The 23,188-nt window shown below is 44.5% G+C and carries 22 protein-coding genes; 3 read left to right on the forward strand and 19 right to left on the reverse strand.

All coding sequences use genetic code 11. The features are described 5' to 3' along the window. Positions 1-10: 10 nt before the first annotated feature. The 7 genes from ACZ5KY_RS03050 to ACZ5KY_RS03080 form a co-directional block, all read right to left on the reverse strand. Positions 11-2,110, reverse strand: a complete 2,100-nt coding sequence (locus ACZ5KY_RS03050; RefSeq protein WP_464242433.1) for a chemotaxis protein CheA — start codon at positions 2,108-2,110, stop codon at positions 11-13. Between the two features lie 54 nt (positions 2,111-2,164). Beyond that, a complete protein-coding gene (locus tag ACZ5KY_RS03055; RefSeq protein WP_464242434.1) occupies positions 2,165-2,530 on the reverse strand; it encodes an STAS domain-containing protein in 366 nt (121 codons plus the stop codon). Positions 2,531-2,547: 17 nt separating this feature from the next. Further along, complete coding sequence (locus ACZ5KY_RS03060; protein WP_464242435.1) at positions 2,548-2,913, reverse strand: response regulator; 366 nt, start codon at positions 2,911-2,913, stop codon at positions 2,548-2,550. A 97-nt stretch (positions 2,914-3,010) separates the two neighbouring features. Beyond that, positions 3,011-3,286, reverse strand: coding sequence for a hypothetical protein (locus ACZ5KY_RS03065; RefSeq protein WP_464242436.1), 276 nt, complete (start codon positions 3,284-3,286; stop codon positions 3,011-3,013). Between the two features lie 35 nt (positions 3,287-3,321). Continuing rightward, positions 3,322-4,524 (reverse strand): methyl-accepting chemotaxis protein, encoded by a 1,203-nt coding sequence (locus tag ACZ5KY_RS03070; RefSeq protein WP_464242437.1) that lies wholly within the window; start codon positions 4,522-4,524, stop codon positions 3,322-3,324. Positions 4,525-4,693: 169 nt separating this feature from the next. Next, a complete protein-coding gene (locus ACZ5KY_RS03075) occupies positions 4,694-6,691 on the reverse strand; it encodes a sensor domain-containing diguanylate cyclase (RefSeq protein WP_464242438.1) in 1,998 nt (665 codons plus the stop codon). Next, entirely contained in the window at positions 6,688-7,545 is an 858-nt protein-coding gene (locus ACZ5KY_RS03080; protein ID WP_464242439.1) for a PhnD/SsuA/transferrin family substrate-binding protein, read from the reverse strand. Before ACZ5KY_RS03080 ends, ACZ5KY_RS03075 begins: the two co-directional genes overlap by 4 nt. Before the next feature lie 246 nt (positions 7,546-7,791). Here ACZ5KY_RS03080 and ACZ5KY_RS03085 point away from each other — a divergent pair, with 246 nt between their 5' ends. Further along, positions 7,792-10,596, forward strand: a complete 2,805-nt coding sequence (locus tag ACZ5KY_RS03085) for an EAL domain-containing protein (RefSeq protein WP_464242440.1) — start codon at positions 7,792-7,794, stop codon at positions 10,594-10,596. 28 nt (positions 10,597-10,624) lie between these two features. Here ACZ5KY_RS03085 and ACZ5KY_RS03090 read toward each other — a convergent pair whose 3' ends face one another. The 5 genes from ACZ5KY_RS03090 to ACZ5KY_RS03110 form a co-directional block, all read right to left on the reverse strand. Further along, positions 10,625-11,212, reverse strand: coding sequence for an NUDIX hydrolase (locus ACZ5KY_RS03090; RefSeq protein ID WP_464242441.1), 588 nt, complete (start codon positions 11,210-11,212; stop codon positions 10,625-10,627). A 19-nt stretch (positions 11,213-11,231) separates the two neighbouring features. Next, the gene (gene cmoB / locus ACZ5KY_RS03095) at positions 11,232-12,215 is read right to left on the reverse strand and encodes a tRNA 5-methoxyuridine(34)/uridine 5-oxyacetic acid(34) synthase CmoB (protein WP_464242442.1); all 984 of its coding nucleotides are present in this window, start codon (positions 12,213-12,215) and stop codon (positions 11,232-11,234) included. Further along, positions 12,215-12,943 (reverse strand): carboxy-S-adenosyl-L-methionine synthase CmoA, encoded by a 729-nt coding sequence (cmoA, locus tag ACZ5KY_RS03100; RefSeq protein WP_464242443.1) that lies wholly within the window; start codon positions 12,941-12,943, stop codon positions 12,215-12,217. The genes cmoB and cmoA overlap by 1 nt, the downstream gene beginning before the upstream one ends. A gap of 137 nt (positions 12,944-13,080) precedes the next feature. After that, entirely contained in the window at positions 13,081-13,437 is a 357-nt protein-coding gene (dksA, locus tag ACZ5KY_RS03105; RefSeq protein ID WP_464242444.1) for an RNA polymerase-binding protein DksA, read from the reverse strand. A gap of 186 nt (positions 13,438-13,623) precedes the next feature. After that, positions 13,624-14,061 (reverse strand): RrF2 family transcriptional regulator, encoded by a 438-nt coding sequence (locus tag ACZ5KY_RS03110; protein ID WP_464242445.1) that lies wholly within the window; start codon positions 14,059-14,061, stop codon positions 13,624-13,626. Between the two features lie 468 nt (positions 14,062-14,529). Here ACZ5KY_RS03110 and gluQRS point away from each other — a divergent pair, with 468 nt between their 5' ends. Continuing rightward, complete coding sequence (gluQRS, locus tag ACZ5KY_RS03115) at positions 14,530-15,459, forward strand: tRNA glutamyl-Q(34) synthetase GluQRS (RefSeq protein ID WP_464242446.1); 930 nt, start codon at positions 14,530-14,532, stop codon at positions 15,457-15,459. Between the two features lie 83 nt (positions 15,460-15,542). Here the strand turns inward: gluQRS and ACZ5KY_RS03120 are convergent, their stop codons facing one another. From ACZ5KY_RS03120 to ACZ5KY_RS03145, 6 genes are all read right to left on the reverse strand, one after another. After that, on the reverse strand, positions 15,543-16,283 hold the full coding sequence (locus tag ACZ5KY_RS03120; protein ID WP_464242447.1) for a succinate dehydrogenase/fumarate reductase iron-sulfur subunit: 741 nt from the start codon (positions 16,281-16,283) through the stop codon (positions 15,543-15,545). Beyond that, positions 16,283-18,199, reverse strand: a complete 1,917-nt coding sequence (locus ACZ5KY_RS03125) for a fumarate reductase/succinate dehydrogenase flavoprotein subunit (RefSeq protein WP_464242448.1) — start codon at positions 18,197-18,199, stop codon at positions 16,283-16,285. The genes ACZ5KY_RS03120 and ACZ5KY_RS03125 overlap by 1 nt, the downstream gene beginning before the upstream one ends. An 11-nt stretch (positions 18,200-18,210) precedes the next feature. After that, complete coding sequence (locus ACZ5KY_RS03130) at positions 18,211-18,888, reverse strand: succinate dehydrogenase cytochrome b subunit (RefSeq protein WP_464242449.1); 678 nt, start codon at positions 18,886-18,888, stop codon at positions 18,211-18,213. 320 nt (positions 18,889-19,208) lie between these two features. After that, the gene (locus tag ACZ5KY_RS03135; protein WP_464242450.1) at positions 19,209-19,961 is read right to left on the reverse strand and encodes a sulfite exporter TauE/SafE family protein; all 753 of its coding nucleotides are present in this window, start codon (positions 19,959-19,961) and stop codon (positions 19,209-19,211) included. Beyond that, complete coding sequence (locus ACZ5KY_RS03140; RefSeq protein WP_464242451.1) at positions 19,951-20,700, reverse strand: tRNA threonylcarbamoyladenosine dehydratase; 750 nt, start codon at positions 20,698-20,700, stop codon at positions 19,951-19,953. The genes ACZ5KY_RS03135 and ACZ5KY_RS03140 overlap by 11 nt, the downstream gene beginning before the upstream one ends. A gap of 3 nt (positions 20,701-20,703) precedes the next feature. After that, a complete protein-coding gene (locus tag ACZ5KY_RS03145; protein ID WP_464242452.1) occupies positions 20,704-21,444 on the reverse strand; it encodes a TatD family hydrolase in 741 nt (246 codons plus the stop codon). A 117-nt stretch (positions 21,445-21,561) separates the two neighbouring features. Here ACZ5KY_RS03145 and ACZ5KY_RS03150 point away from each other — a divergent pair, with 117 nt between their 5' ends. Further along, positions 21,562-21,825 carry a TIGR03905 family TSCPD domain-containing protein gene (locus ACZ5KY_RS03150; RefSeq protein WP_464242453.1) on the forward strand — a complete coding sequence of 88 codons (264 nt, stop codon included), beginning with the start codon at positions 21,562-21,564 and terminating at the stop codon, positions 21,823-21,825. An 82-nt stretch (positions 21,826-21,907) separates the two neighbouring features. Here ACZ5KY_RS03150 and ACZ5KY_RS03155 read toward each other — a convergent pair whose 3' ends face one another. After that, positions 21,908-23,179: a hypothetical protein gene (locus ACZ5KY_RS03155; RefSeq protein WP_464242454.1), complete on the reverse strand. Its 1,272-nt coding sequence runs from the start codon at positions 23,177-23,179 to the stop codon at positions 21,908-21,910. Positions 23,180-23,188 lie beyond the last annotated feature (9 nt).

The following is a 23,188-nucleotide window of genomic DNA, read 5'->3' on the forward strand; positions in this document are numbered from 1 at the left end:
GCGTTCATAATCATTCAACTGATTGCTGCATCAAGTGGACAATATCCAAGATCAAAGCCACACTCCCATCGCCTAAAATCGTCGCGCCAGAAACGCTTTGTACGCCTCGATACATCGGCCCCAGTGCTTTGATAACCGTTTGGTGTTCACCGACGACACCATCGACGACAAAACCAAGCCTTTGGCCATTGATACTGGTAATCACAATTTGCTGCACTTCAGGAACAGGACCTTCAATATCAAAAAGTTGGCGCAGCGGCAAATAGGGAACAAGTTCGCCACGTACATTGGCTAAATGTCGGCCATGAGATTCTTTGGTATCTGCAGAGGTTAATTCGACACATTCTTCGACTGCCGACAACGGCAGAACAAAGCTGCCGCCACCAATTTCGACTAATAAGCTTTCGATAATAGCTAACGTGAGTGGAATTCGCATACTCACCGTGGTACCAACGCCTGATTTACTTTCCAGTGAAATAGATCCGCGTAACGCTTCAATTGCCCGCTTAACGACATCCATGCCGACGCCCCGGCCAGACAGCCCGGTCACTTTTTCAGCAGTGGAAAATCCTGGTGCAAATATCAGTTGCAAAATCTCTTGGCGTGACAGATTATCCTCTGCCCCAATAAGCCCCTTGCTGATCGCTTTTTTATGTAGAGCATCCGCGTCTAAACCTTTACCGTCATCACGTATCTGAATGATGACGCTGTCTCCAGAGTGTTCAGCACTCAAATGAACCGTACCGTGCTCGGTTTTTCCTGCGCTCAAGCGATCTTCGGGCATCTCAATGCCGTGATCCATGCTGTTACGAATAATATGCACTAACGGGTCATTAAGCTGTTCGATAACTGTTTTATCGAGTTCGGTCTCGGCACCGACGGTTTCAAGTTCAACTTTCTTACCTAAATCATTGGAGATGTCGCGAACCAAGCGTTTAAATTTGCTAAAGGTACTGCCGATTGGCAGCATACGAATATTGAGAATGCTATCACGAAGTTCCTCGGTTAACCGCTCAACCTCTTCGGCAATCGAGTTCAACTCTGGGTCGGCTTTGCTGTTTGCCGTTTGACTCAGGCGCGACTGAACCGTGACCATCTCACCGACGAGATTGACTAATTCATCAAGGCGCTCTGCGGGCACGCGTAAACTGCTTGAAACGGGTGGCTTCTCTTTGCGCGTCTCTTTTATTTTGCGAACTTCTTGCTGCTCAACCAAGGCAGATTCGATCTGGTCACGACTGACGAGATTGGCATCAACCAGCATATCACCAATCCGTTTTGACTTGGCCATAACGACATCGATTTCAGCCTGACTTATCTCACCACGTTCGATAAGAATATCGCCCAGTCGTGTAATCTGTTGATTATCACCATCTGCGCCTGTATCAACAATCGAAATAGTTAGTTCGCAATCATCTTCAACAAAGATGAAAACATCGTGAATATCATCTTCTGTACACTGCGAGGTTAAAATAGCATCCCATGCAACGTAACAATTTTCGGGATCAAGTTGATCGAGGGGCAAAACCTTTAGTTTGTGAGCGACAATACGACAGGAACCTAACTCTGCCAGCTCATCCAGAAGATTTTCGACCATCGTTCCATTATGGAGAATATCAATATTTGGTTTAAATCGAATGCGATAGGTTTTTAGTGGAATCTCTGTAGCGGGCTGTTGCACAACAGGTGGGGGTTCCACGGTGGATTCCGCTGCAGGTTCAGATTTATTGGATTGCCCAGCCAGAGTTATAAACTTCTGGACGAGTTCATCACCATCAACTTGCTCAGCAGCCTCATCATCACTATCTGCATTCAACAGTGCCAAAATATGGTCTCGGGCTTGCAAAGATAAATCAACAAGATGTTTATTGACCTTAAGCTCACCATTGCGAACTAAATCAAAAACAGTTTCAACTTCGTGAGTAAATTCAGCAATCGCGGTAAAGCCGAACATCGCCCCTGAGCCTTTAATGGTATGCATGGCACGAAAAACTTGGCCAATAACATCCATATCTTCAGGTTGCTCTTCAAGCTCTATCAGCGAATCCTCTAATTCACTTAAAAGTTCATACGCCTCTTCTTTAAATGCTTGTTGAGGTGAATCTTGCATAAGTAATTTGACCCTTCTTCTCTTATAACCTCAGATATGCTCGACTAGAACTCTTTACATGTTTTGCGATATCCACAAACATTTTTTTGGGTCTTCCGATTCGGCACAACCTTGCTCGCGCAAAAAGCCCAAGGACTGGGCGCGATCAATAAACGCTTCTGTGCATTGATTTTTCAACTCAAAGACTTTTCCGTTTTGCTGGGTGTACTTGTTGGTCGCACACAAAAGCTGAAACAATGCAAAATCAACGACGGATATTTGTCCCATATCCAAAATAATATGATCGTTCGTTTCAAACTTCTCCAGCAACAGGTCTTTTAAGCAACTGATATTTTCAATACTCACCGCGCCAGATAAAATCAATTCGAGATATCTGCCACCGGAAGATGATTCAACAACGTGTTCTTCAAATTCAAACATGCGTGCTCCTTTTTGTGTTAGCCCAACACTTTTTTGACCACTCCGAGTAATTTTTGCGGATCAAATGGCTTAACCAACCAACCCGTAGCACCTGCGGCCTTTCCCTTTGCCTTATAATTCCCGCCTGCTTCAGTTGTCAGCATTAGCATTGGCGTAAACCGATAGGCGGGTTGCGCACGTAATTGTTGAATCATGGTGATACCATCCATAATCGGCATATTTAAATCGGTCAACACTAGGTCAACCTTTGTTTTTTTGGCTGCAGCCAACCCTTCTTGGCCATTTGACGCCTCTACAACTTGGTACCCTGCACCCTTGAGAGTAAATGAAACCATTTGCAAAATTGAACGTGAATCATCTACTGCTAAAATTACTTTTGCCATATGAAGCAACTCCTAACATTTTAAGTTGGGGGGGGGTAAATTTAAACTGTATTCGCAATATAATTCCCATATTCGGCATCCTTGACGAACACATGATCTATAATCCAGTTTTTAAAAACAACAAAATTTCCAATGACAGTTCTGTCCGGCCATGGAGATGACCTCTTTGAATCTCATTAATTCTCTGACAAAATGTTAGACGTAACCCATGGTGCTGTTGCAACCCTAGGAAATCATTTTTTGTCATCAAAATTTCTTCAGCAGCAACAAATATGTCATAGCTCTTATTCAGTAAATCAAACAGGTGCCGATGATGGTTGTCAAGCTCTTCAACGCCAAGTAAATAATCGGGGATCCATTTCAAAATTGCCACATTACTTCGCCAACCAGAAGGCTGTAATGGCCAACTTAAAACAATTCTATATCACCGTCATCCATACTTTTTTGTGAAACAGGATTGTGATGACTTTGTTGTACCAATTCTCTTGCTGAATTGAGAAGCTGCAACAACTGTTCACTAGAGTCATTTGAACCATCAGGATCAGCACTCGTTGATAACGCAACAAGGCCATCAAGCAACTCCTCTGCTGCGATGAGTCTCTTACTGACGGTATCAATTATTTGCGTAGACATATCCTGAAATTGCATTGACGTTACGGCATAGCCAACTTGGCGCGATACGTTAGAAGCCAGTTCAGATATCTGGTTCGCACTACTATCAACAAGTTGGTAATATCCTTGCGCATCACCCATCACATTTTTAATATTCTCACGTTCCTCTTGAACCAGTTTATTCGATTGTTTGGCTAATGCGTGAATTGAATTTTCGACGTGATCTAGCGATTGAGAAATACTTTGCAGAGATTCATCTATCTGCTCGCTAAATCGATTGGACCGAATAGATAAATTTCTTACCTCCTCGGCAACTACCGCAAAACCACGCCCCGCAGCACCAGCACGAGCCGCTTCAACGGCGGCATTGATCGCAAGTAAATTTGTTTGATCTGCTATTTTCTTAACCTCGCCTAGCATGCCAAGAACCGTTTGAAACTCTTGCCGCGCTTTCATCGTCGCTTGAGCAACCTGCTCTGACTTAGCGCTACTTTCTATGGTGGCATTGAGCAACTTTTGCATGACATTTTCAATGGATGAAAAGAGATTGGCAAATGAAATTTCTTTACCATGTTCTTGCTTTGCCCCGCTCCCCGATAACTTAACTGCAACCTCTAGTTGTTGTGAGGTGTCCTGTTCGAGCTGGGTAAAGCTTTCCACCAATTTACTAATGGCATCGGCTAAAATTGCTTGTACTTGACCATTCTCCTGCCGAGCGTCACGAAATTGTCCTGCAAGTTCTCGGTCTAAATATTCAAATAGACTCTGCGTTACTTGCATTATTTGGTCAGCCTCATGAGCATCATCAGCGTTCGAGTCATCAGCAAGTGATGAGCAACGCATAATCCACAAACTGATACCACTGACAATTGAAACGAACAAAACAGGAACCAGGGCTGTGACGTTATCCAACCAAAGAAACGTAGCAACCACAGCAACAAGGTCTATCAGTAGAACAATATAAATTAATTTTTGCGACACTCTGCTAGTTGGTTCCATTAAACGACTCTCCAAATAAATTACAAAGTAATTAAACAATCAGTCAATCAATATCCAAATCTATTAGACTTGGCTCATTGGCCCGGTAAGGCAAAAAATTATTTCGTCAAAAAGATATTAATCGTAATCATCTTTGATTGTCGAGAGATCTAATGGAATACTCACGGCCTTAATGAACGCTTCCTTTGTCGCCAAAACAAACACGATTGCGACCTGACGATTTTGCGAGATATAATTGCTGATCGGCTCGAACAACTATGCTTTCAACCACTTCAGCCCCTTTAGGGTATACACCATTACCACCAATACTCAGGGTTACAATCTGATACTTTGATGACCCTTCATGACGGATTCGCTCCTGCTCCATCGCTTGACATATTCTTTCAGCAATACAGCGCGCATCCGCAGGTGATGTATCTGGGAGCAACACAGCAAACTCCTCACCACCATAACGCGCAACAAAATCTTCAGGCCGAAGACAGTTATCTTTTATTACTGTTGCCACACGACGTAGGCAATCATCGCCTTGAACATGACCATAAGTATCATTATACGCCTTGAAGTGGTCAATATCGATCATCAGCAACGCTAACGATGCACTACGTCGCCTTGCCGTTTTCCACATGTTAACAATTGATCGATCAAATTCACGCCGATTTGCGACACCAGTCAAACCATCAATGCGAGAAAGCTTTTCAAGGTTCAAATTTGCATGCTTCAGCGCGTCTTGAGCTTCCTTCAGTGCGTCATTCTGCTTACACCGCTCAGTAATATCGTGAAACAATGTGATTGTACCTACGATTTTCTCAGCTTTTCGGATTGGTGTACATGTCAGTTCCACCGGGAATTCACGTTGATTTTTATCAACAAAGATCGCCTGCTCTTGCTGATAGGTCACATCATTAATAATCGTATTCAGAATGACACACCCTTTTTGTTTATGCTGAATGTCTTGACCATGAAACAAATCGTGAGCGTTTCGACCAATCACCTCTGAACTCTTATAGCCCAAAATACGTAATGATTCAGGATTGAAAAAGGTTACAACTCCCTCTCTATCTGTTGTATATAAGCCTTCGCCAATATGGTTGGCAACGGTCTGCATAAACAGGGCATTGCTCTCTTTTTCTGCACGATGTTTAGCATTTTTGAACCGAAAGACCACAATAACAAAGGTAAAAAACATTGACACAATGAACTGTAGCACCGCACTAAACCACAACGAAAATAAATAAGGCTCGGCGTGAATACTTAAAATATAGGCTGCGTGCTGACCGTCAATATTCTTAATAGAATGGAATAATACCGACACGACCTCATCATCAGATGAATAGATAATTGAAAAATCTTCACCGCTCGCGATACCAGCTTGCAAATCTGGACGGTTTTTTATTCGATGCAGGAGATCATCAATCTCTGTCTCACTCTCAGCGCCAGAGAACTGTTGATACAATTTTGTGTGACGGTTCTCACACAGATAATCGTCAGTAAGAGGAGATTCAACATACAGTTCCTGCTGCCCTACAATCAATTTCCCCCATAGGTCCGACTTCAACATCATAAACTGAAAACTGGAATCTGGCGCGTAAGCATTTAACTCACTACGAAGCTGCTGAAAGGAATTGCTCACCTCAACCGAACCAATATGCTTCCGTTGATAGAAAAGGGGGTAAACATGACGGAACCCCACCACAACTCGACCACTCTCATAACCATGAACTTCGCAATGCTGTTTATTCGCTCGTACAATAGAGGGTCGAAAAAGGGTCAAATCATCATCAGACTTTTGTGGCAGGTGAAAACGGAGCATTGAATGGTTATTGGCAAAATGAAAATGAAGCTGCTGAACCGAATACTGGCTTGTACGCTCATAAAGTGGTGACAGCGCACGATACAATAAACCCCGTGCATGATTGCGTTGTCCCCCCTCGTTTTCAACAACATCGTGGACCAGTTTTAAAATTTCCGGTTGCTGCAGCACCTCGTCAGCAATTGTTTTGGATACCAAGCGGAAGGAGGTGATAATACTTGCATAAGCACTATGGAAAGCTGCTTCTCTCATCTTCAAATGCTCAGAACATAACGCTTGATAGCGGTTCCAGATCACACCACCCATTAAAACCATGATAACGACAAACAAAGCACAACTTTTAAAATATGACTTCATAGGTCACCCTGAGGGATCGTTACCCCATCAAGCATTTTCCGAATCACATCATAATCTGAAGATTGAACAGGGATCGCACCATAACGGATCAGCTCCCCCCAACCGGCTGTCGTAACAGCTCCATCCGACGACTCATAAGGTTTTAAGCCTAACAATGCTGTGCGAATTTTAAGAATGGTATCACTATCAAGAGTGCGAGGGTTAGCCAACAACAAAAACCCAGGTAAGGGATCGCTTTCGGCAACAACACGTAACCCAAGGTTATGATACTGGCGAGCAATTGATGTTTGCATACCAGCGAACTGGGCATTACCACGCAACACTTCCAGAGCGCACTCAGAATGCTGACCAGCATAATAATAGGGGAGATCATCGAGACTTGCATGGAACAACTGAAGTAACTGCTCAGTGAGCAAATAACCACAGGTTGACTCCGGCTGGGTCAATGCAACAATTGGCGGCATCGTACTGTCTAAACGAGATAAGTTTGAATCAAAAGAGACCAAGGAACAGGTATAGGTCGAATTACCACCTTGATTAATAAAACGCACAACAGGCACATAGCTTAAATCTTGTTGGGTTAAAAAAACATACGGTAATGGGCCTAAAAAGGCTAAATCAATTTGATCATTGATAAGACCATCAAGAATGGTGTCATAGTTTTTATGATGGATCATCTCAACATCCGTTGATGTAACGGTACTGAGATAGTGGACGAAGGGCTGAAAGTTTTTTTCAATTTGACGTTCAGATACCATGGGTAGCGGAGCAAAACGAATTGGCTGTGCGATAGCGAGACTGAATAAACAAAAAGAAAAGAAAATTGAAAACAAGACAACTCTTCTTTTTTGCATAAGCACCCAGCCCCCACAGGTCAATAAATATCAATTACACAACAGAGCAAGCTTCCTCATTAAATGTATATTTTTTTAACATCACATTCAACCTAATTTTCAACTTAGTCAGACTCCTCTAAGCAGCAAACATTAAAAATTTATTCGCAATTAATGCTATACAGGAGCATAATGAGCGTTAACACTGAGAACCTCGCACCCTAATTTAGTATTTCTAATCCTACTATTAAGCAAGGCTCGGCATTTATGAAACGACTTCGATTCTCAATTATCCCATGGCTTTTAGGGGTCACACTCTGGACCGCCCTAGTGTGCTATCTTGAATGGAAAGAGATAAAGGCTGAGCATCAATTCGCCATCGCAATAGCTAAATCCGAAGCACAGGGCAGTTACAACAAAGACCTCGCCTACAGAAGGTGGGTCGCTAAACAAAATGGTGTCTACGTTAGGGTATCTGAATACACCCCGCCCAACCCTCACTTAAGTCACCTCCCCCAGAGAGACCTCACCAGCACCACGGGCAAGCAACTCACCCTTGTTAATCCAGCCTACATGACACGTCAAGTGTTTGAACTTTCGACAAAACAATATGGTATGCGTGGTCATATCACCAGCCTCAATCCAATTGAACTACTCAACAGTCCTGACCCATGGGAAAGACAAAGCCTCATTCAGTTTGAAACGGGCGAGGTTGAATCTTGCTGCACTGAGCAGATTGACGGACAGAGCTATCTACGTTTGATGTACCCAATGATCACTGAAGAATCTTGCCTCCTTTGCCACGAAAAGCAAAATTATAAGATTGGTGATATTCGCGGTGGAATTAGCGTCTCAGTTCCCATGGCCCCCCTTGAGTTAGCCATGCAAAAAAAAATAAATGAAGGTCAGCCAGCAAGATTCCTTATCTGGCTTCTGGGCCTAATTTATCTCTCCCTATCTAACTGGATCATTCGCAAGCAAGCCTTTCAAGAGCAGCGCGCGCATCTCCGTGCTCAAACAACAGAAGACAAATACCGGACACTTTTTGAAGAAGCTGAAGTTGGTTACGCTCTGGCCGACACCAAAACGGGCGAGCTACTCGAATGCAACCATGCACTTTGCTTACTGACTGGCCACTCTCTTGATGAACTAATTGGCCAACCACAATCAATTCTTCACCCAGAAGAGAGCCCCGATCGTGCTGTTGCAAATACGTTTACCCAACACCTAGAACTGCCAAATGGCAGCTTACTCCAAACAAAAGTCTTAACAAAAGACCAACAGTTAATTGATGTTGAAATCAAAGCACAACAAGTTGTTCTCGGTGACAAAACGGTTCTATTCGGCAGCTTTCACAACATTACTCAACGAAACAAACAAACCAAAAAACTTCGCCTACTCTCCCATGCGATTGATCAATCCCCTGTTTCGATGATTATTGCTGATTTAAATGGCACTATCGAATATGTTAATCCGCAATTCACTAAACAGACAGGGTATTCAGCTGAAGAGGCGAAACAACTAGGTATTCAAAGAACACTTCGCCAAACCGACATCAGCGATAATGGCTTCACATTATGGGACACTATTTTATCCTATAATTCTTGGAATAATGAGCTACACAGTCAGAAAAAAGATGGCTCTCTTTACTGGGAAAAGATAACAGCCACACCTGTCGTCGATAGTAGCGGAATCAACACCCACATATTGATTATTCGTGAGGATATCACCGCTAAAAAGATTCACGCTGAACAGATGAAATTTCTAGCAACACATGATGAACTAACAGGAATAGCCAACAGGAACTTGTTGCACGACAGAACGAACCAAGCCATTTCTAAAGCCAAGCGCTCACAAAAACGGGTTGCAATATTGCTCCTTGATCTGGATCGCTTTAAGATTATCAATGACAGTCTCGGCCATCGAATTGGTGATCAACTTTTATGTGCTATCTCCGAACGGATCACTCAAGCGGTGCGTGAGTCAGACACTATTGCTCGGCTCGGCGGTGATGAATTTGTTGCTCTACTATCAGACCTCACATCTCTTGACGATATCCATCACATAGCAGATAAAATCCTTACTAATATTTCCAAACCCTACAAACTTAAGTCCCGAGAAATTACCATTACTGCAAGTCTTGGAGTTAGTATCTACCCAGAAGATGGGGATTCCAGTGAAATTTTGATACGAAATGCCGATGTCGCCATGTACAAGGCTAAAGCTGAAGGGAATCGATCTTGTACCTTTGATTCGAAAATGACTCAGATGGTGCTAGAGAGACTTGATCTCGAATCCGATATGCGTTTTGCATTAAGTCGTGGCGAATTCCTGCTCCACTATCAACCCAAGGTTGACCTCACCACTGGGATCATCACTGGCTGTGAAGCCCTGATACGTTGGATACATCCCACACGCGGCATGATTTCGCCTGCAACATTTATCCCTGTTGCGGAGGAAACGGGTCTCATTTTATCTATCGGAAGCTGGGTTATTCAAACGGTGTGTACTCAAATAGCGACCTGGCAAAAACAAGGGCTCAATGTTGTTTCTGTTGCAGCGAACCTCTCAGCAAAACAATTCAACAATAACGATCTTTTTGCCGTAGTCGAGAAAGCCCTTAATTCAAATAAATTAGATCCCAAGTTATTAGAACTGGAGCTGACCGAAAGCATGATTATGCAAAACCCACATTCCACTGTCTCGATCATGCATGAACTCAAGGAGCTCGGCATCAGCTTAGCCCTTGATGACTTTGGCACGGGATATTCATCGCTAAACTATTTACGCCGTTTTCCCGTTGATTGCTTAAAAATCGATCGCTCTTTTATTGACGACCTAACGCACGACAAAAGTGCCGACGCAGTCGCAACAAGTATCATTGCCATCGCACATAGCCTTGGATTGAAAACGGTCGCAGAGGGGGTTGAGACACAAGAACAATTAGAATTCTTACAAGGATGTGATTGTGACATTTTACAAGGCTACTATTTTTCCAAACCCGTTGCTGCACAAGACTTCATTCAGATGGTTCAAGACAACAAACAACTACCGCCACGAAGTTCATGCTAAATCTTGTCGTTCCGACCACTGAACACAACTAACGAACCGGAGATATCGACAGCGGAATTCCTGCAGCACGAAAAAAGGTAACGATAAATCGATAGGTTAAGCCCCACAAAACGGGAACTGAATCGTTTATATAAATGGATGGAACCTCGGTAAGTGTTCCATGCCAATCAACTTCTCGTTGACAGTGACGCACTTGCTCTCGTAGCTGCTGCAATGGCACCCAGAAAGCTTGAGCAACCTCTTCATTTTCGCGGACCTGTACCATGCGATCAACAATAAAGACATAGCAGCAAACCTGAACAGCAACCCTTACACCCTGCTGATCATCTAATTGAGCAAGAACCTGATCATCCGTCAGAGTGATCCCCACCTCTTCAGCAGTCTCACGGATGGCCGCAGCAAGAGGGCCTGAATCTTTAGGATCAATACGACCACCGGGAAAACCGAGATTCCCTGACCACGGGTCTTCAGGATGGTGCGCTCTCTGGATAAACAAAACCTCTGCGCCATCGTCTCCTTGACGTAACAACAGAGCGACCGAGGCAAAACAGTCTGTTTTTTTCTCCCCATTCTGACTCGGGACATAATCTTGCAGTGCAAGCTGGATGTGTTCCATAGTTATTCCTCGTCTCGAATCACTTAACCTGAGCAATCATCAACGCCCTTCGAGGCGCAGGATGACCTTCAACGGTTTTCATCTCATCATCAGCATCGAGAAAGTCTACCAACGATTCAGTTTGCACCCAAGCGGTCTTACGCTGTTCTTCACTCGTTGTCCGCGCCACATCAACACAGCGTACATTTGTAAACCCAGCTTTTTCCAGCCATGAAGTAAGACAGTTTACCGTAGGCAGAAAATAGACATTATTCATTTTCGCATATCGGTCTTGTGGTGAGAGTGCTAGATAGTCCGTCCCAGGAATAACAAGGGTTTCCAAAACAAGTTCTCCACCGCGTCGAAGCGTACGTCGAATTTGTATCAACGTATCAAGTGGCGAGCGCACATGGTACAGCACCCCCATATGAAAGACGGAATCGAAGTAACCTTCCAATAGGGGCAGCTCTTCAAATTTTGCCGGAATCGTATAACAATTGTCAGCCTGAATTAGCTTTTGCAACAAACAAAATTGATAATAAAATGTGGCATAGGGCTCTAACCCAAGTAGTAACTTTGGCTGTTGTGAGCACATTCGAAAGAGGTAATAGCCACAACTGCTACCGATATCGAGAACTCTTCTCCCCTTTAACGGTGCGATATGCGGGGTCAACCGATTCCACTTCAGTGATGAAACCCATTCCGTATCAACAGCGGTGCCAAACACGTTAAAAGGCCCTTTACGCCATGGTCGTAATCCGTACAGAGCATGCAGTACTTGCTCAGCGCTTTCGGGCGAGAGATCTCCCTCTTTGCCGATGGTGACCCAGTCTTGATTAAGTTGACACGTGACGGAAGGAAGCGCTTTTATATTTTCAATAATATCGATATAAGCTTGGCTCTTACGGTCGCGGTGACTCTGAAAAAACTCCTTAGCTTCGAGAAGCAATTCAAGTTCATCAGCCCAAGAAAACTCGTTGTTCGGATCCAGAGCCTCAACAATATGATGACGATTTGATGACATTATTTAATACAGACCAGTGAAGCAAAGTTAAACCACTTGAGCCAAACATCAATTTGATGAAACCCTAACTGGCGCAAGCGATTTTCATGATGCTCAATGGTTTCAGGAATCAATACATTTTCTAGGGCATCTCGTTTTTGACTTATTTCTAGTTGAGAATATCCATTTTCCTTCTTAAAGCGATAGTACCAGTCTTGCTGAAGCTGCGACAATTCATGATCTTGATGGACCACTTTCTCTGTCAACAGCAGGATCCCACCAGGCAGTAGAGCGTCATACACACGCTGCAGTAATTGAGTGCGAACTTCAAGACTTAGAAACTGCAAGGTCAGATTGATCACCACCACCGAAGTCGCTTTAAAGGGATACTCCTCAATAGACTGATGACACAGTTCGATATCTTCATTGCAGCTCATATCTTTCAAACGCCGAGCATACTGGTCTAACATAGGTTGAGAACTATCAATACCAACCATCTTAAAAGGTTGAGATGTCATCTGTTGCATAAATTGCACGCCAAAGTTGCCGTTAGAACAACCCAAATCATATAAGACAGTGTTGTCTTGATAAAAATGAGCCGCAAGTTGTGCTTGCCGGTAGAGTGATTCACGATACAGCGGAACACTTCGTGTAATCATATCGTCAAAAACTTGTACAACTTTATCATTAAACTCAAAGGGGGTAATGGAACTTTGTACTTGTGAATAAATTGAATCTTCGCTGCTCATTTCGACCTGCTTGAGATGGGAATAACAAGGATATAAAGGGATAGCGCAGAGGCTGTGAAATAAAGCTCGGGTGAAAGCTCCCTCTTCCTCGCACAAAAAACCCTGCTGAACATATCGTTCAGCAGGGGAAGTAATCTTTAGCCAATACGCTCTTGGCGTTCCTGCTCTGTCTTACAGTCAATGCAGAGTGTCGTAACTGGCCGCGCTTTTAACCGAGCCTTGCCGATCTTCTCTTCACAACTCTCACATTCACCAAAAGTACCGTCGTCAATCCGCAATAAAGCATCGCGAATTTTTGCAATCAATCGCCGCTCACGGTCACGTATGCGTAACTCGAAATTACGATCAGACTCCATTGAGGCACGATCTGTTGGATCGGGGAAATTTTCGTGCTCGTCGGTCATGCCTAAAACTGTTTTACCAGCTTCGCGCAACAACTCCTCAAGCTGAGCTTGTAAAATCGCCCGATATTCTTCTATTTGTCCTGCATCCATAATATTCCAACCCCCAACTAAACAGAGTTAACAGCGCAATAAAATCGAGCAATATTAATAATTATCGATTACTAAGTCAATGCTTTTACTTATTACACTCCGATCTTTCAGTCTTTTTATTACTTTTGCAATCATAATTAATTAATAACATAGATCATCTGGCAATTTAACAACATCAAATCGTTACTATTTTAGATCAACAATTTTCTGTAAGTTTTGCTCTTCCTCTTTTGCGAGTCGAGCAAAATTATACTCTGACAACTGTTGCACCATACCTTCTCGAACATCACGCCATGCACCATGTACAGCACAATATTTGTCTCGCTCGCAACTGCCTTCCTCAATAAGGCACTTATTGATATGCAGCGGATCTTCCTGAGCTTTAAAGATATCATAGACGGTGATATCCTTTGGATCAAGCTTGAGATAAAATCCACCACCGACACCACGTTGTGAACCGACAATTCCAACCTTTACCAGCGGCTGAAAAATTTTTGTTAAAAATGCTGGTGTGACGTCCTGCGTCCGACAAATATCCTTTTTAAGAATAATTTCTCCCTGAGGAAATTTCGACATGTACAGGATAGCTCGAACAGCATATTCTGTGGCGCGTGTAATAATCATAATCGTCCCTACTTAATTGTTTACTGTTATTGTAATGAATAAGGCTCTTGTCATTTTTTGTCAACCTATTTAACTGTTGGACTCTTGATAAAGTGCACTACCACTACTTAACACACTGTAACTACAGGGAGTTTTGTGAAAAACAGAGCGACTTGCAAACATTGTGAATCTATGATAATCAACAGGGTTAAATGTTTGCTCCGAATAACACGTTCATACGGGAAAAAACATTCAGCTTCGTCGTTACATGGAACAACCAAATAAGTTCAAAACCAATAAATACTGACACTTGGAGTTTTATTCGATTTGAGGTGGTTAAGCCCAACAAGCCGATCAAGTGGAACGAAGATGCATTTAAGCTAGCCAAAAAATTAGGTGCTGGCCGTATCTCCCTACCGCGTCCACTTATCTTTTTCGTTACCCCTCAGTTACTTGACATAAACTTCCTTCACAACCATCATTGAATCAATGACTACTCAAATCACACCACATAAATATATTGGACGCTTTGCGCCAAGCCCAACTGGCCCACTTCACTTTGGCTCTTTAGTGACAGCCATTGCTAGTTACTGTCTGGCCAAGCAACAAAATGGTTTGTGGTTAATTCGTGTTGATGACCTTGATCAACCTCGCGTTGTTTCGGGTATGGCTGATACGATTTTACAACAACTTGATACCTTTGGACTCCATTGGGATGGTCCCGTCTCATATCAGAGTAAGCACTCAAAGCGATATGCTGAGATCATTGATCACCTTGACCAACTCAATCTCACCTACCCATGCTGGTGCTCACGCAAGGAAATACTCGCCAGTGCTCCACATTTTGGCATTGATGGACCAATATACCCACGAACATGCTTCAATAATGGCACAGCTAAGGACAAAAACCCGGCATTACGGCTCAAAACAACTCACACACCAACTATCTATCGCGATGAACTTCAAGGCTCGGTACAACAGATTCTAGAGACTGATGTCGGTGACTTCACCTTATGCCGCGGTGATGGCGTCTTTTCTTACCAACTGGCTGTAGTCGTTGACGATCACGACAGCGGAATAACTCATGTCGTTCGTGGGCGCGATCTTCTGGCATCCACACCGAGGCAAATTTACTTGTTTAAATCTTTAGGCTTCAACATTCCTCGCTATACTCATCTACCACTAGCCTTGGACCCCTCAGGTGAAAAGATTAGTAAACGTCACCATCAGGTCTCATTTTGCGACACTCAAACCCCACAGTATTTACTCTATCAAGCTTTAACATTCTTAGGTCAATCGCCCCCTCTTGAGCTGGCTCAACTCCCAACTCAAACTATTTTAACTTGGGCCATTCATCATTTTTCAATTGGTAAGATCCCAATCAATGACCAAGTATTTCCCTTAACTAGCCACAACTGAACGCTTAACCTCGAATTGAAAACATTAAAAAAGGCGAGCCCGAATGGGCTCGCCTTTTTATTTAACACGATAACTAAGAAAAATTACTTAGCTAAAGCCTTTACATACTCACGATTTGTCTTGGCAATAAATTTAACACTAATGCCTTGAGGACAAGCCGCTTCACACTCGTAATGGTTGGTACAGTTACCAAAGCCAGCGTCGATCATTGCTTCAGTCATGCTATTGACACGCTCAGCTGCTTCGATCTGACCTTGTGGCAATACAGCCATTTGGGCAATTTTGGCGCTGGTAAATAGCATTGCGCTACCGTTAGGGCAGGCTGCAACACAGGCACCACAACCGATACATGCAGCAGCATCCATTGAGTAGTCAGCGTCGGGCTTGGAGATCAATGTTTGATTCGCCTCACCAACTTCACCAGTATAAGCCGAAGTGTAACCACCCGACTGAATGATTTTATCCAAAGCATCGCGATCTACTGCGAGGTCTTTGATTACTGGGAAAGCTTTTGCACGCCAAGGCTCTAGTGTAAGGCTATCGCCATCACTAAATTGACGCATGTGCAGTTGACACGCTGTTGTTTTCGCTTGAGGTCCGTGTGGAACACCGTTGACAACACAACCGCAGGTACCACAGATACCTTCGCGACAATCGTTATCAAACTCGATTGGATCAATTCCGTCACCAATCAGTTCCTCGTTAACCTCATCAAGCATTTCAAGAAATGAGCTGTCGGGGCTTACGTTCTTTGCCTCGTACTGCTCCAACTTACCCTTTTCCTCAGGGCCATTCTGGCGCCATACATAAAGTGTTAAATCCATTATTTATAGCTCCTTACTGCAAGTTTAACGTTTTCAAATTTCAATGGCTCTTTGTGCAGCTCAGGCGCCTTACCCTCGCCTTTATATTCCCATGCTGCAGCATAGCAGAAGTTCTCATCATCACGCATCGCTTCGCCATCATCCGTTTGATACTCAGTACGGAAGTGACCACCACAAGATTCCTTACGATGCAATGCATCCGTTGCCATAACTTCAGCAAATTCAAGGAAATCCGCTACGCGACCAGCATCTTCAAGCTGACCATTACGTTGTCCGGCTGCGCCAGTAACCTTAACATTCTGCCAGAACTCCTCGCGTAATGCAGGGATCTCCTTAAGGGCATAGTTAAGGCTCTTCTCGCTACGTGCCATACCAACGTTCTCCCACATGATCTTACCAAGAGCACGGTGGAAGGAACTTACGGAACGCTTACCGTTAACGTTAATTAGCTTATCAACACGTGCTTGAGCTTCTTCACGTGATTTAGCGAACTCAGCATGCTCGTCAGTCACTTCACCAGGTGTCACGCCCGCGAGGTAGTGACCAATAGTGTAAGGGATAACGAAGTAACCATCAGCAAGACCTTGCATCAGAGCGGAAGCACCGAGACGGTTCGCACCGTGAACGGAGAAGTTTGCCTCACCCAATACAAATAGACCTGGGATATTACTCATGCAGTTGTAATCAACCCACAAACCACCCATTGAGTAGTGAGGTGCTGGGTAGATCCGCATTGGCTGCTTGTATGCATTCTCGTCGGTGATCTTCTCATACATTTCGAACAGATTGCCGTAACGCTCGCTAATCAAATCCTCACCAACACGGTTGATAGAAGTTTCGAAGTCGAGGTAAACACCACGCTTACCAGGTCCTACGCCACGCTCATCATCACATTGCTCTTTTGCCGCGCGTGAAGCGATATCACGTGGAGCCAAGTTACCGAATGATGGGTACTTACGCTCAAGGTAGTAATCGCGATCGCCTTCAGCGATTTCACTAGCAGGCTTCTCGCAATCTTCCTTGCGCTTAGGAATCCAGCAACGGCCATCATTACGTAGAGACTCTGACATAAGAGTCAGCTTTGACTGATGCTCGCCACTTTGTGGAATACAGGTTGGGTGAATCTGTGTGTAGCAAGGGTTCGCCATGTAAGCGCCCTTTTTACATGCTTTCCATGCCGCAGTAACACTACAACCCATTGCATTAGTAGAAAGGTAGAATACGTTGACATAACCGCCTGTTGCCAAAACAACAGCATCGCCCCAATGAGATTCCATCTCACCAGATACCAAGTTACGTACAGTAATACCCTTAGCAACACCGTCAACAACAACAAGATCAACCATCTCTGTGCGTGGGTGCAGTTTAACAGTACCTGCCTTCACTTGGCGTGAAAGAGCTTGGTATGCACCAAGAAGAAGCTGCTGACCAGTTTGACCACGCGCGTAGAACGTACGAGAAACCTGAGCACCACCGAATGAACGGTTAGAGAGCAGACCACTGTACTCACGGGCAAAAGGAACGCCTTGAGCAACACATTGATCAATGATGTTATTACTTACCTGAGATAGACGCCAAACGTCTGCCTCACGAGCACGGAAGTCACCACCTTTGATGGTGTCATAAAACAGGCGGAATACGCTGTCACCATCGTTGTGATAATTCTTAGCTGCGTTAATACCACCTTGAGCTGCGATACTGTGCGCACGACGAGCACTATCTTGATAGCAGAACGCTTCAACAGCGTAACCAAGCTCACCAAGAGTTGCCGCACCAGCACCACCAGCTAGGCCAGTACCAACCATAAGAATTTTGTACTTACGCTTATTTGCTGGGTTTACAAGCTTCATGTCAAAGCAATGCTTGTCCCAAGTCTTTTCAATTGGTCCGGTAGGACACTTTCCATCTAATATCACGATGTACCCTCCTAAACGTTAATCAGGCCCAGAAGTATGGACACCGGGATAGAGATAAAACCAACAAAAATAACGATAGCTGCAGCACGTGCGATCTTTTCCATAATAGGAAGAGTGCTACCATTCAGAACACCAAATGTCTGAAAGAGACTCTGTACACCATGACTCAGGTGTAATAACAGAGTAACCATCGCGCCGACGTAGATTGCACTGATAAAGAACTTTTGAAAGCTCAATACCATCATTGTGAATACGTCGTTACGGCCAAGAGCATCTAAAGGCAGTGCACTTACAGAGATCTCTGGGTTGGTCAAATGCATGGTGAAGTGGAACAAGTGATATACAGCGAAAGCTAAAATAGCTAGACCTGTATAGATCATTGTCTCAGCACCAAATGAAGTACGGATGTTTTTCTTCTGGCTGTAATCGATAGGACGTGCTGCACGATTTTCCAGAGTGAGTTGAATACCAAAGAAGATATGCAACCCAAAAAGACCAAGCAATACAATACGGAAAATCCAAACAATTGGACCTAGTGCATGTAAGTGCTCAGCGTACGCATTGATACCATCCGCGCCAATAAAAATGGATGAGTTACCAAGCAGGTGGACGATAACAAAACCAACCAGGCACATGCCGGTCGCTGCCATCACGAGCTTTCTTCCAATAGAACTTTGAAGCATTTGCATAAATCTACCTATCCTTAAAAGTTTGTTCTGAACAGCGGATACGACTTGATCTCAACACAAGCGCCCCCCTGTCCCGTCAAAACACCACTACGGCTCCGGCTTCAATTCGGTGGTGGCCTCCAACTTACAAAAAAGTTCATAATTCTTTACCCCCCTACATAAAAACGTTAAATCTCAAAACACCTCACAGCCAACATTAAAACGAGAGGCCTATATGAGGATCACATATTGCGCTAATACTAAACATCGTTTGATAAAATTGCAAAAGGAAATTGTATACAGTGTGCATTTTGTTTTGTCGCGAACCAAGGGAATGCCTGCTACAGCACAAGAAGTCGCACCGCACATGCGACAATAACAAGGGTAACAACACGTCGAATCCAATCATGACCTTTGGCAACAGCGAGGCGTGCTGCGACCATTGCTCCAACAGCGTTTCCACTCGCAAGAACGCTACCAAGAAGCCAATCAACCTGACCATGCCAAGCAAATATCATCACTGCCGGAATGTTAAAAATCAAAATCACCACAACTTTCAGAACATTCCCTTTTACGAGGTCCATTCCAGCCATCATAGTGACCATCAAAATTAAGAAACCAACTCCAGCTTGAATAAAGCCGCCATAAATGCCGATTATAAAAAAAACCACCAACATTGGCCAGCGTAGCGTCCATTCTCCCCCCTGCATGGCGTTACGACAGCGCTTAACAGGATCAATCGTGGTAACGACCAGCATCAACAACATCACCACTGCCAGCACTTGACGAAACAACTTCTCATCAATCGTAACGGCCAAACTGGCGCCAATTACAGCGCCAACAATGGCCGGCAGCGCACACATCAACGCTATTTTCCAGCTCAACACACCACTATTTTTATAACTTCGTAAAGCACAGAGATTTTGTACGACAATCGCGACACGGTTTGTTCCGTTGGCTTCAACAGCAGGTAAGCCGATAAAAATCAATAACGGCAGCGTCAATAATGAGCCGCCGCCTGCGAGAATGTTTAGAAAACCACTCACACCCCCAACACCCGCTAAAATGACCAACTGCCACCAATCAGCGGCCACTGGAATCGCCTCCAACAATCTCTTTAACCACAACACCAGCCATGAATAGACCAAACAATGAGGGCAGGGTAGAGATTGAGCCAAGGGGTACACTTTGCCACGTCTCACCGCTTACGCGCGTTGCTGCTTCGCCCCCTTGTGTTAACGGGTGAAACTCCTCTGTCGAGTACACCACCTGGACACCGGATTCAATGCCTCGTCGACGCAACTCTTTACGCATAATTCTCGCTAAACGGCACTTTTGAGTGTCGAACAGGTCGGCGACCTTAACCTGAGCTGGATCAATTTTATTTGCCGCCCCCATTGATGAGATCACCCTTAACTGACGCTCTTTGCACTGCTGAATTAAATCAATTTTTGCTGAAATAGTATCGATACAGTCCAAAACATAATCGTATTTTTCGTTGAGCAACAATTCAGAATTTTCACTGCGATAGCGTTCAGCATGAAGTGTAAGCTGCACCTGTGGATTGATTGATTGGCAACGCTTGCCAACCACCTCAACCTTTAACATTCCAATCGTTTGATCTAAGGCGTGCAACTGGCGATTTATATTTGTCACACTAAAGTGATCGAAATCGATAAGGGTTAAATGACCAACCCCGGCACGAACAAGCGCTTCGACCGCATAGCCACCGACACCACCAACACCAAACACTGCAACGTGGCTATCCTTTAGCGAAGAAACACCATCATGACCTATAAATAATTCCGTACGACTAAAACGATTCTGCTCCAACTTTCACACCTCACTTGTCGGCTCTGCTGGCAACTTCAACAGTCGTCGCGCATTACCCTGCGTATAGTTCAATACCTCAAGTTCTGATTCATTACGTAACTGTGCTATTTTTTCAACAATATGCGTCAAAACCGCTGTCCAGTCCTGCGGCCCATAGTGCTTCGGCCATGGTGCATCGGTTTCAAGTACGAGCATTTCGGCAGGCAACTGCGTAACCACCTCAGCTAAACGTCGCGCTTTATCATTCAGAATCACCCGACCAACACCAACACCAAAGCCTAGCTTCTGAAGGGCAAGAGCCACCTCGACGCTCGCGGAAAAGCCGTGGACAATGCCACCAACCGTTGCGGCCGATTCCTGCTGTAAGATCTCTAATAAACGGCCATAACGCTTATAACAATGGAGACTCAATGGTTTTCCAACCTCTAATGCTAAACGTATCTGCTGACGCAACGCAATCTCTTGTTCTTCGTCACTGGATTCAAGCGCAGCATGTAAACCAACCTCGCCGATTGCGATCACTTGCGGATGATGGAGTAAACTTTTCAACTGTTGCCGATACGCCTCACACCAACAACCAACTTGCTGGGGATGTAACCCAAGTGCCAACCAAACATTTGGCTGGCCAGAAAATTGCTCTAACATGAGGGACCAATCTTTTTGCGTTACAGCTGGTACGAGCACAGGGCTAGCAACATTAAGGTGTTCAGGCAACAAGTGTAGATGAATATGTGTGTCAAACAAGAGCACCTCTCTTTGCTAGCATCCAGCGGGCTTAATTGCTATTTACTAGCGAGTGTGATACTTCTTCCGGCCATCGAAATCATTCATGTTCAAAATCATACAATTATGGAGAGTGTTATGGAAGTTTCATTCAAGCCAAGTGGCTGCTGCGCGCAGAATATCAAAATAGAATTAGAAGATGATACCATAAAGCGAGTTGAATTTAAGGGTGGTTGTCGCGGAAACACATTGGCACTTGGACGCTTAGTTGCGGGGCAAAAAATGGAAACCGTATCAGCCTTATTGCGCGGCATCCCATGTCGAGGAAAGTCGAGTTGCCCAGACCAACTAGCACTGGCACTTGAAAAACTTTGCGCCGGAGAAAGTCTTGTAACGGAATAACTACTTTTAGTGACAAACACTTTTTAAGCAGAAACAGACCTGAATCAGTGAGCCGCCCTGGACCCACTGATGCAGGTTAGGATTAAAAGCTGTAGCGCAGCCCGAGGTAAAGGTTGGAGTTATCCTCAAACTGGCCAAAAAATGTGTGCTTCTCATCGCCAACGAATACGTTAGCACCAAGATAAAGACTGAGGGCATCACTGGCTTTATATTTAAGGGTAGGGCGTAGATAACCATCGCGATCGGAGGGAGACCAATAACCAAACAGTGCCAGTTGGAGATTTTGGCTAAGGGCCTGTTTGGTCAAGCGTAAGGTAACGACATGGCGAGCGCGATCTTTTTTAACGCTGCCTGCTGGCAGAGTTTGACGATAGGCACTGTAGTCTTCCATGTATTCTAGATAATACTGGATTGCCGCGGAAAAATTTCGCGCAACCTCCTGCTCGTAACCAACCAACAGCCGATATTCACTATTTGGCACCAACGGATCGTCGCCGTTGTGATCATCACCAGAGTCATAATATCCCGCTTCAAGATTATACAGGCCATTGAGTAGATTGCCGCGAATGCTGCTACCAAAGACACGCAAGCGCGGAAATGTTTGCTGCGCCTGTACGGCATCATAACCAACAGGGCTTTTCCAAAAGCCCTCATACGCATACAGCGCCAGTTCATAACCATTCACATCACGGTAAAGGCGTAAACTCACTTCATCTTCCTCAAACCAACGACACCGGTCATCGACCCTTAACGAATCACTTCGGCCAGCATGGCGATTGAGCATTGGGTTCCAATATGAAATTCTTTCCCCTGAGATGTAGCGATCTGAATTGAACTTTGGCATATACACCAGATCGACATTTACCCATTCCGGGAAGAAACTAAGCAGAACGGCATCAGACGGTGCCTTAAGATATTCCTCATCACGACCAATAAAAAATGACTGCCAATCCTTCGGGAACATATCGTTGATAAACAGCAGATCGCCAGTTCCCCACGTTAAGATCTGCCGACCTAGCTTAACATCAACACTATCATGGGGAAAAAACACCAGGTTCGCTTCACGTAAATCGATAAACCCATGTCCCCGTTCAAGATCAAGGTTTTGTTCGCCGGCGGCTTCATCAACAACAAAATCAGTGCGTAATCGCCACTGTGCCCAATCACTACTGTGACTTAAATCAACCTGACCGCGCAGCTCGTTTAAGACCGCCCGTCGTTGATTGGCACCACTGTCATCATCCTGAATGCGCAGGCCACTGCGACCATCGACAAAACCATGCCATTGCCAGCCATACACAGTGGTAGACATAATCAACACAAACAGTATCGTGTATATGAAGCTGCGAACCATAACCAACTC

The organism is Desulfuromonas svalbardensis (assembly GCF_055389415.1).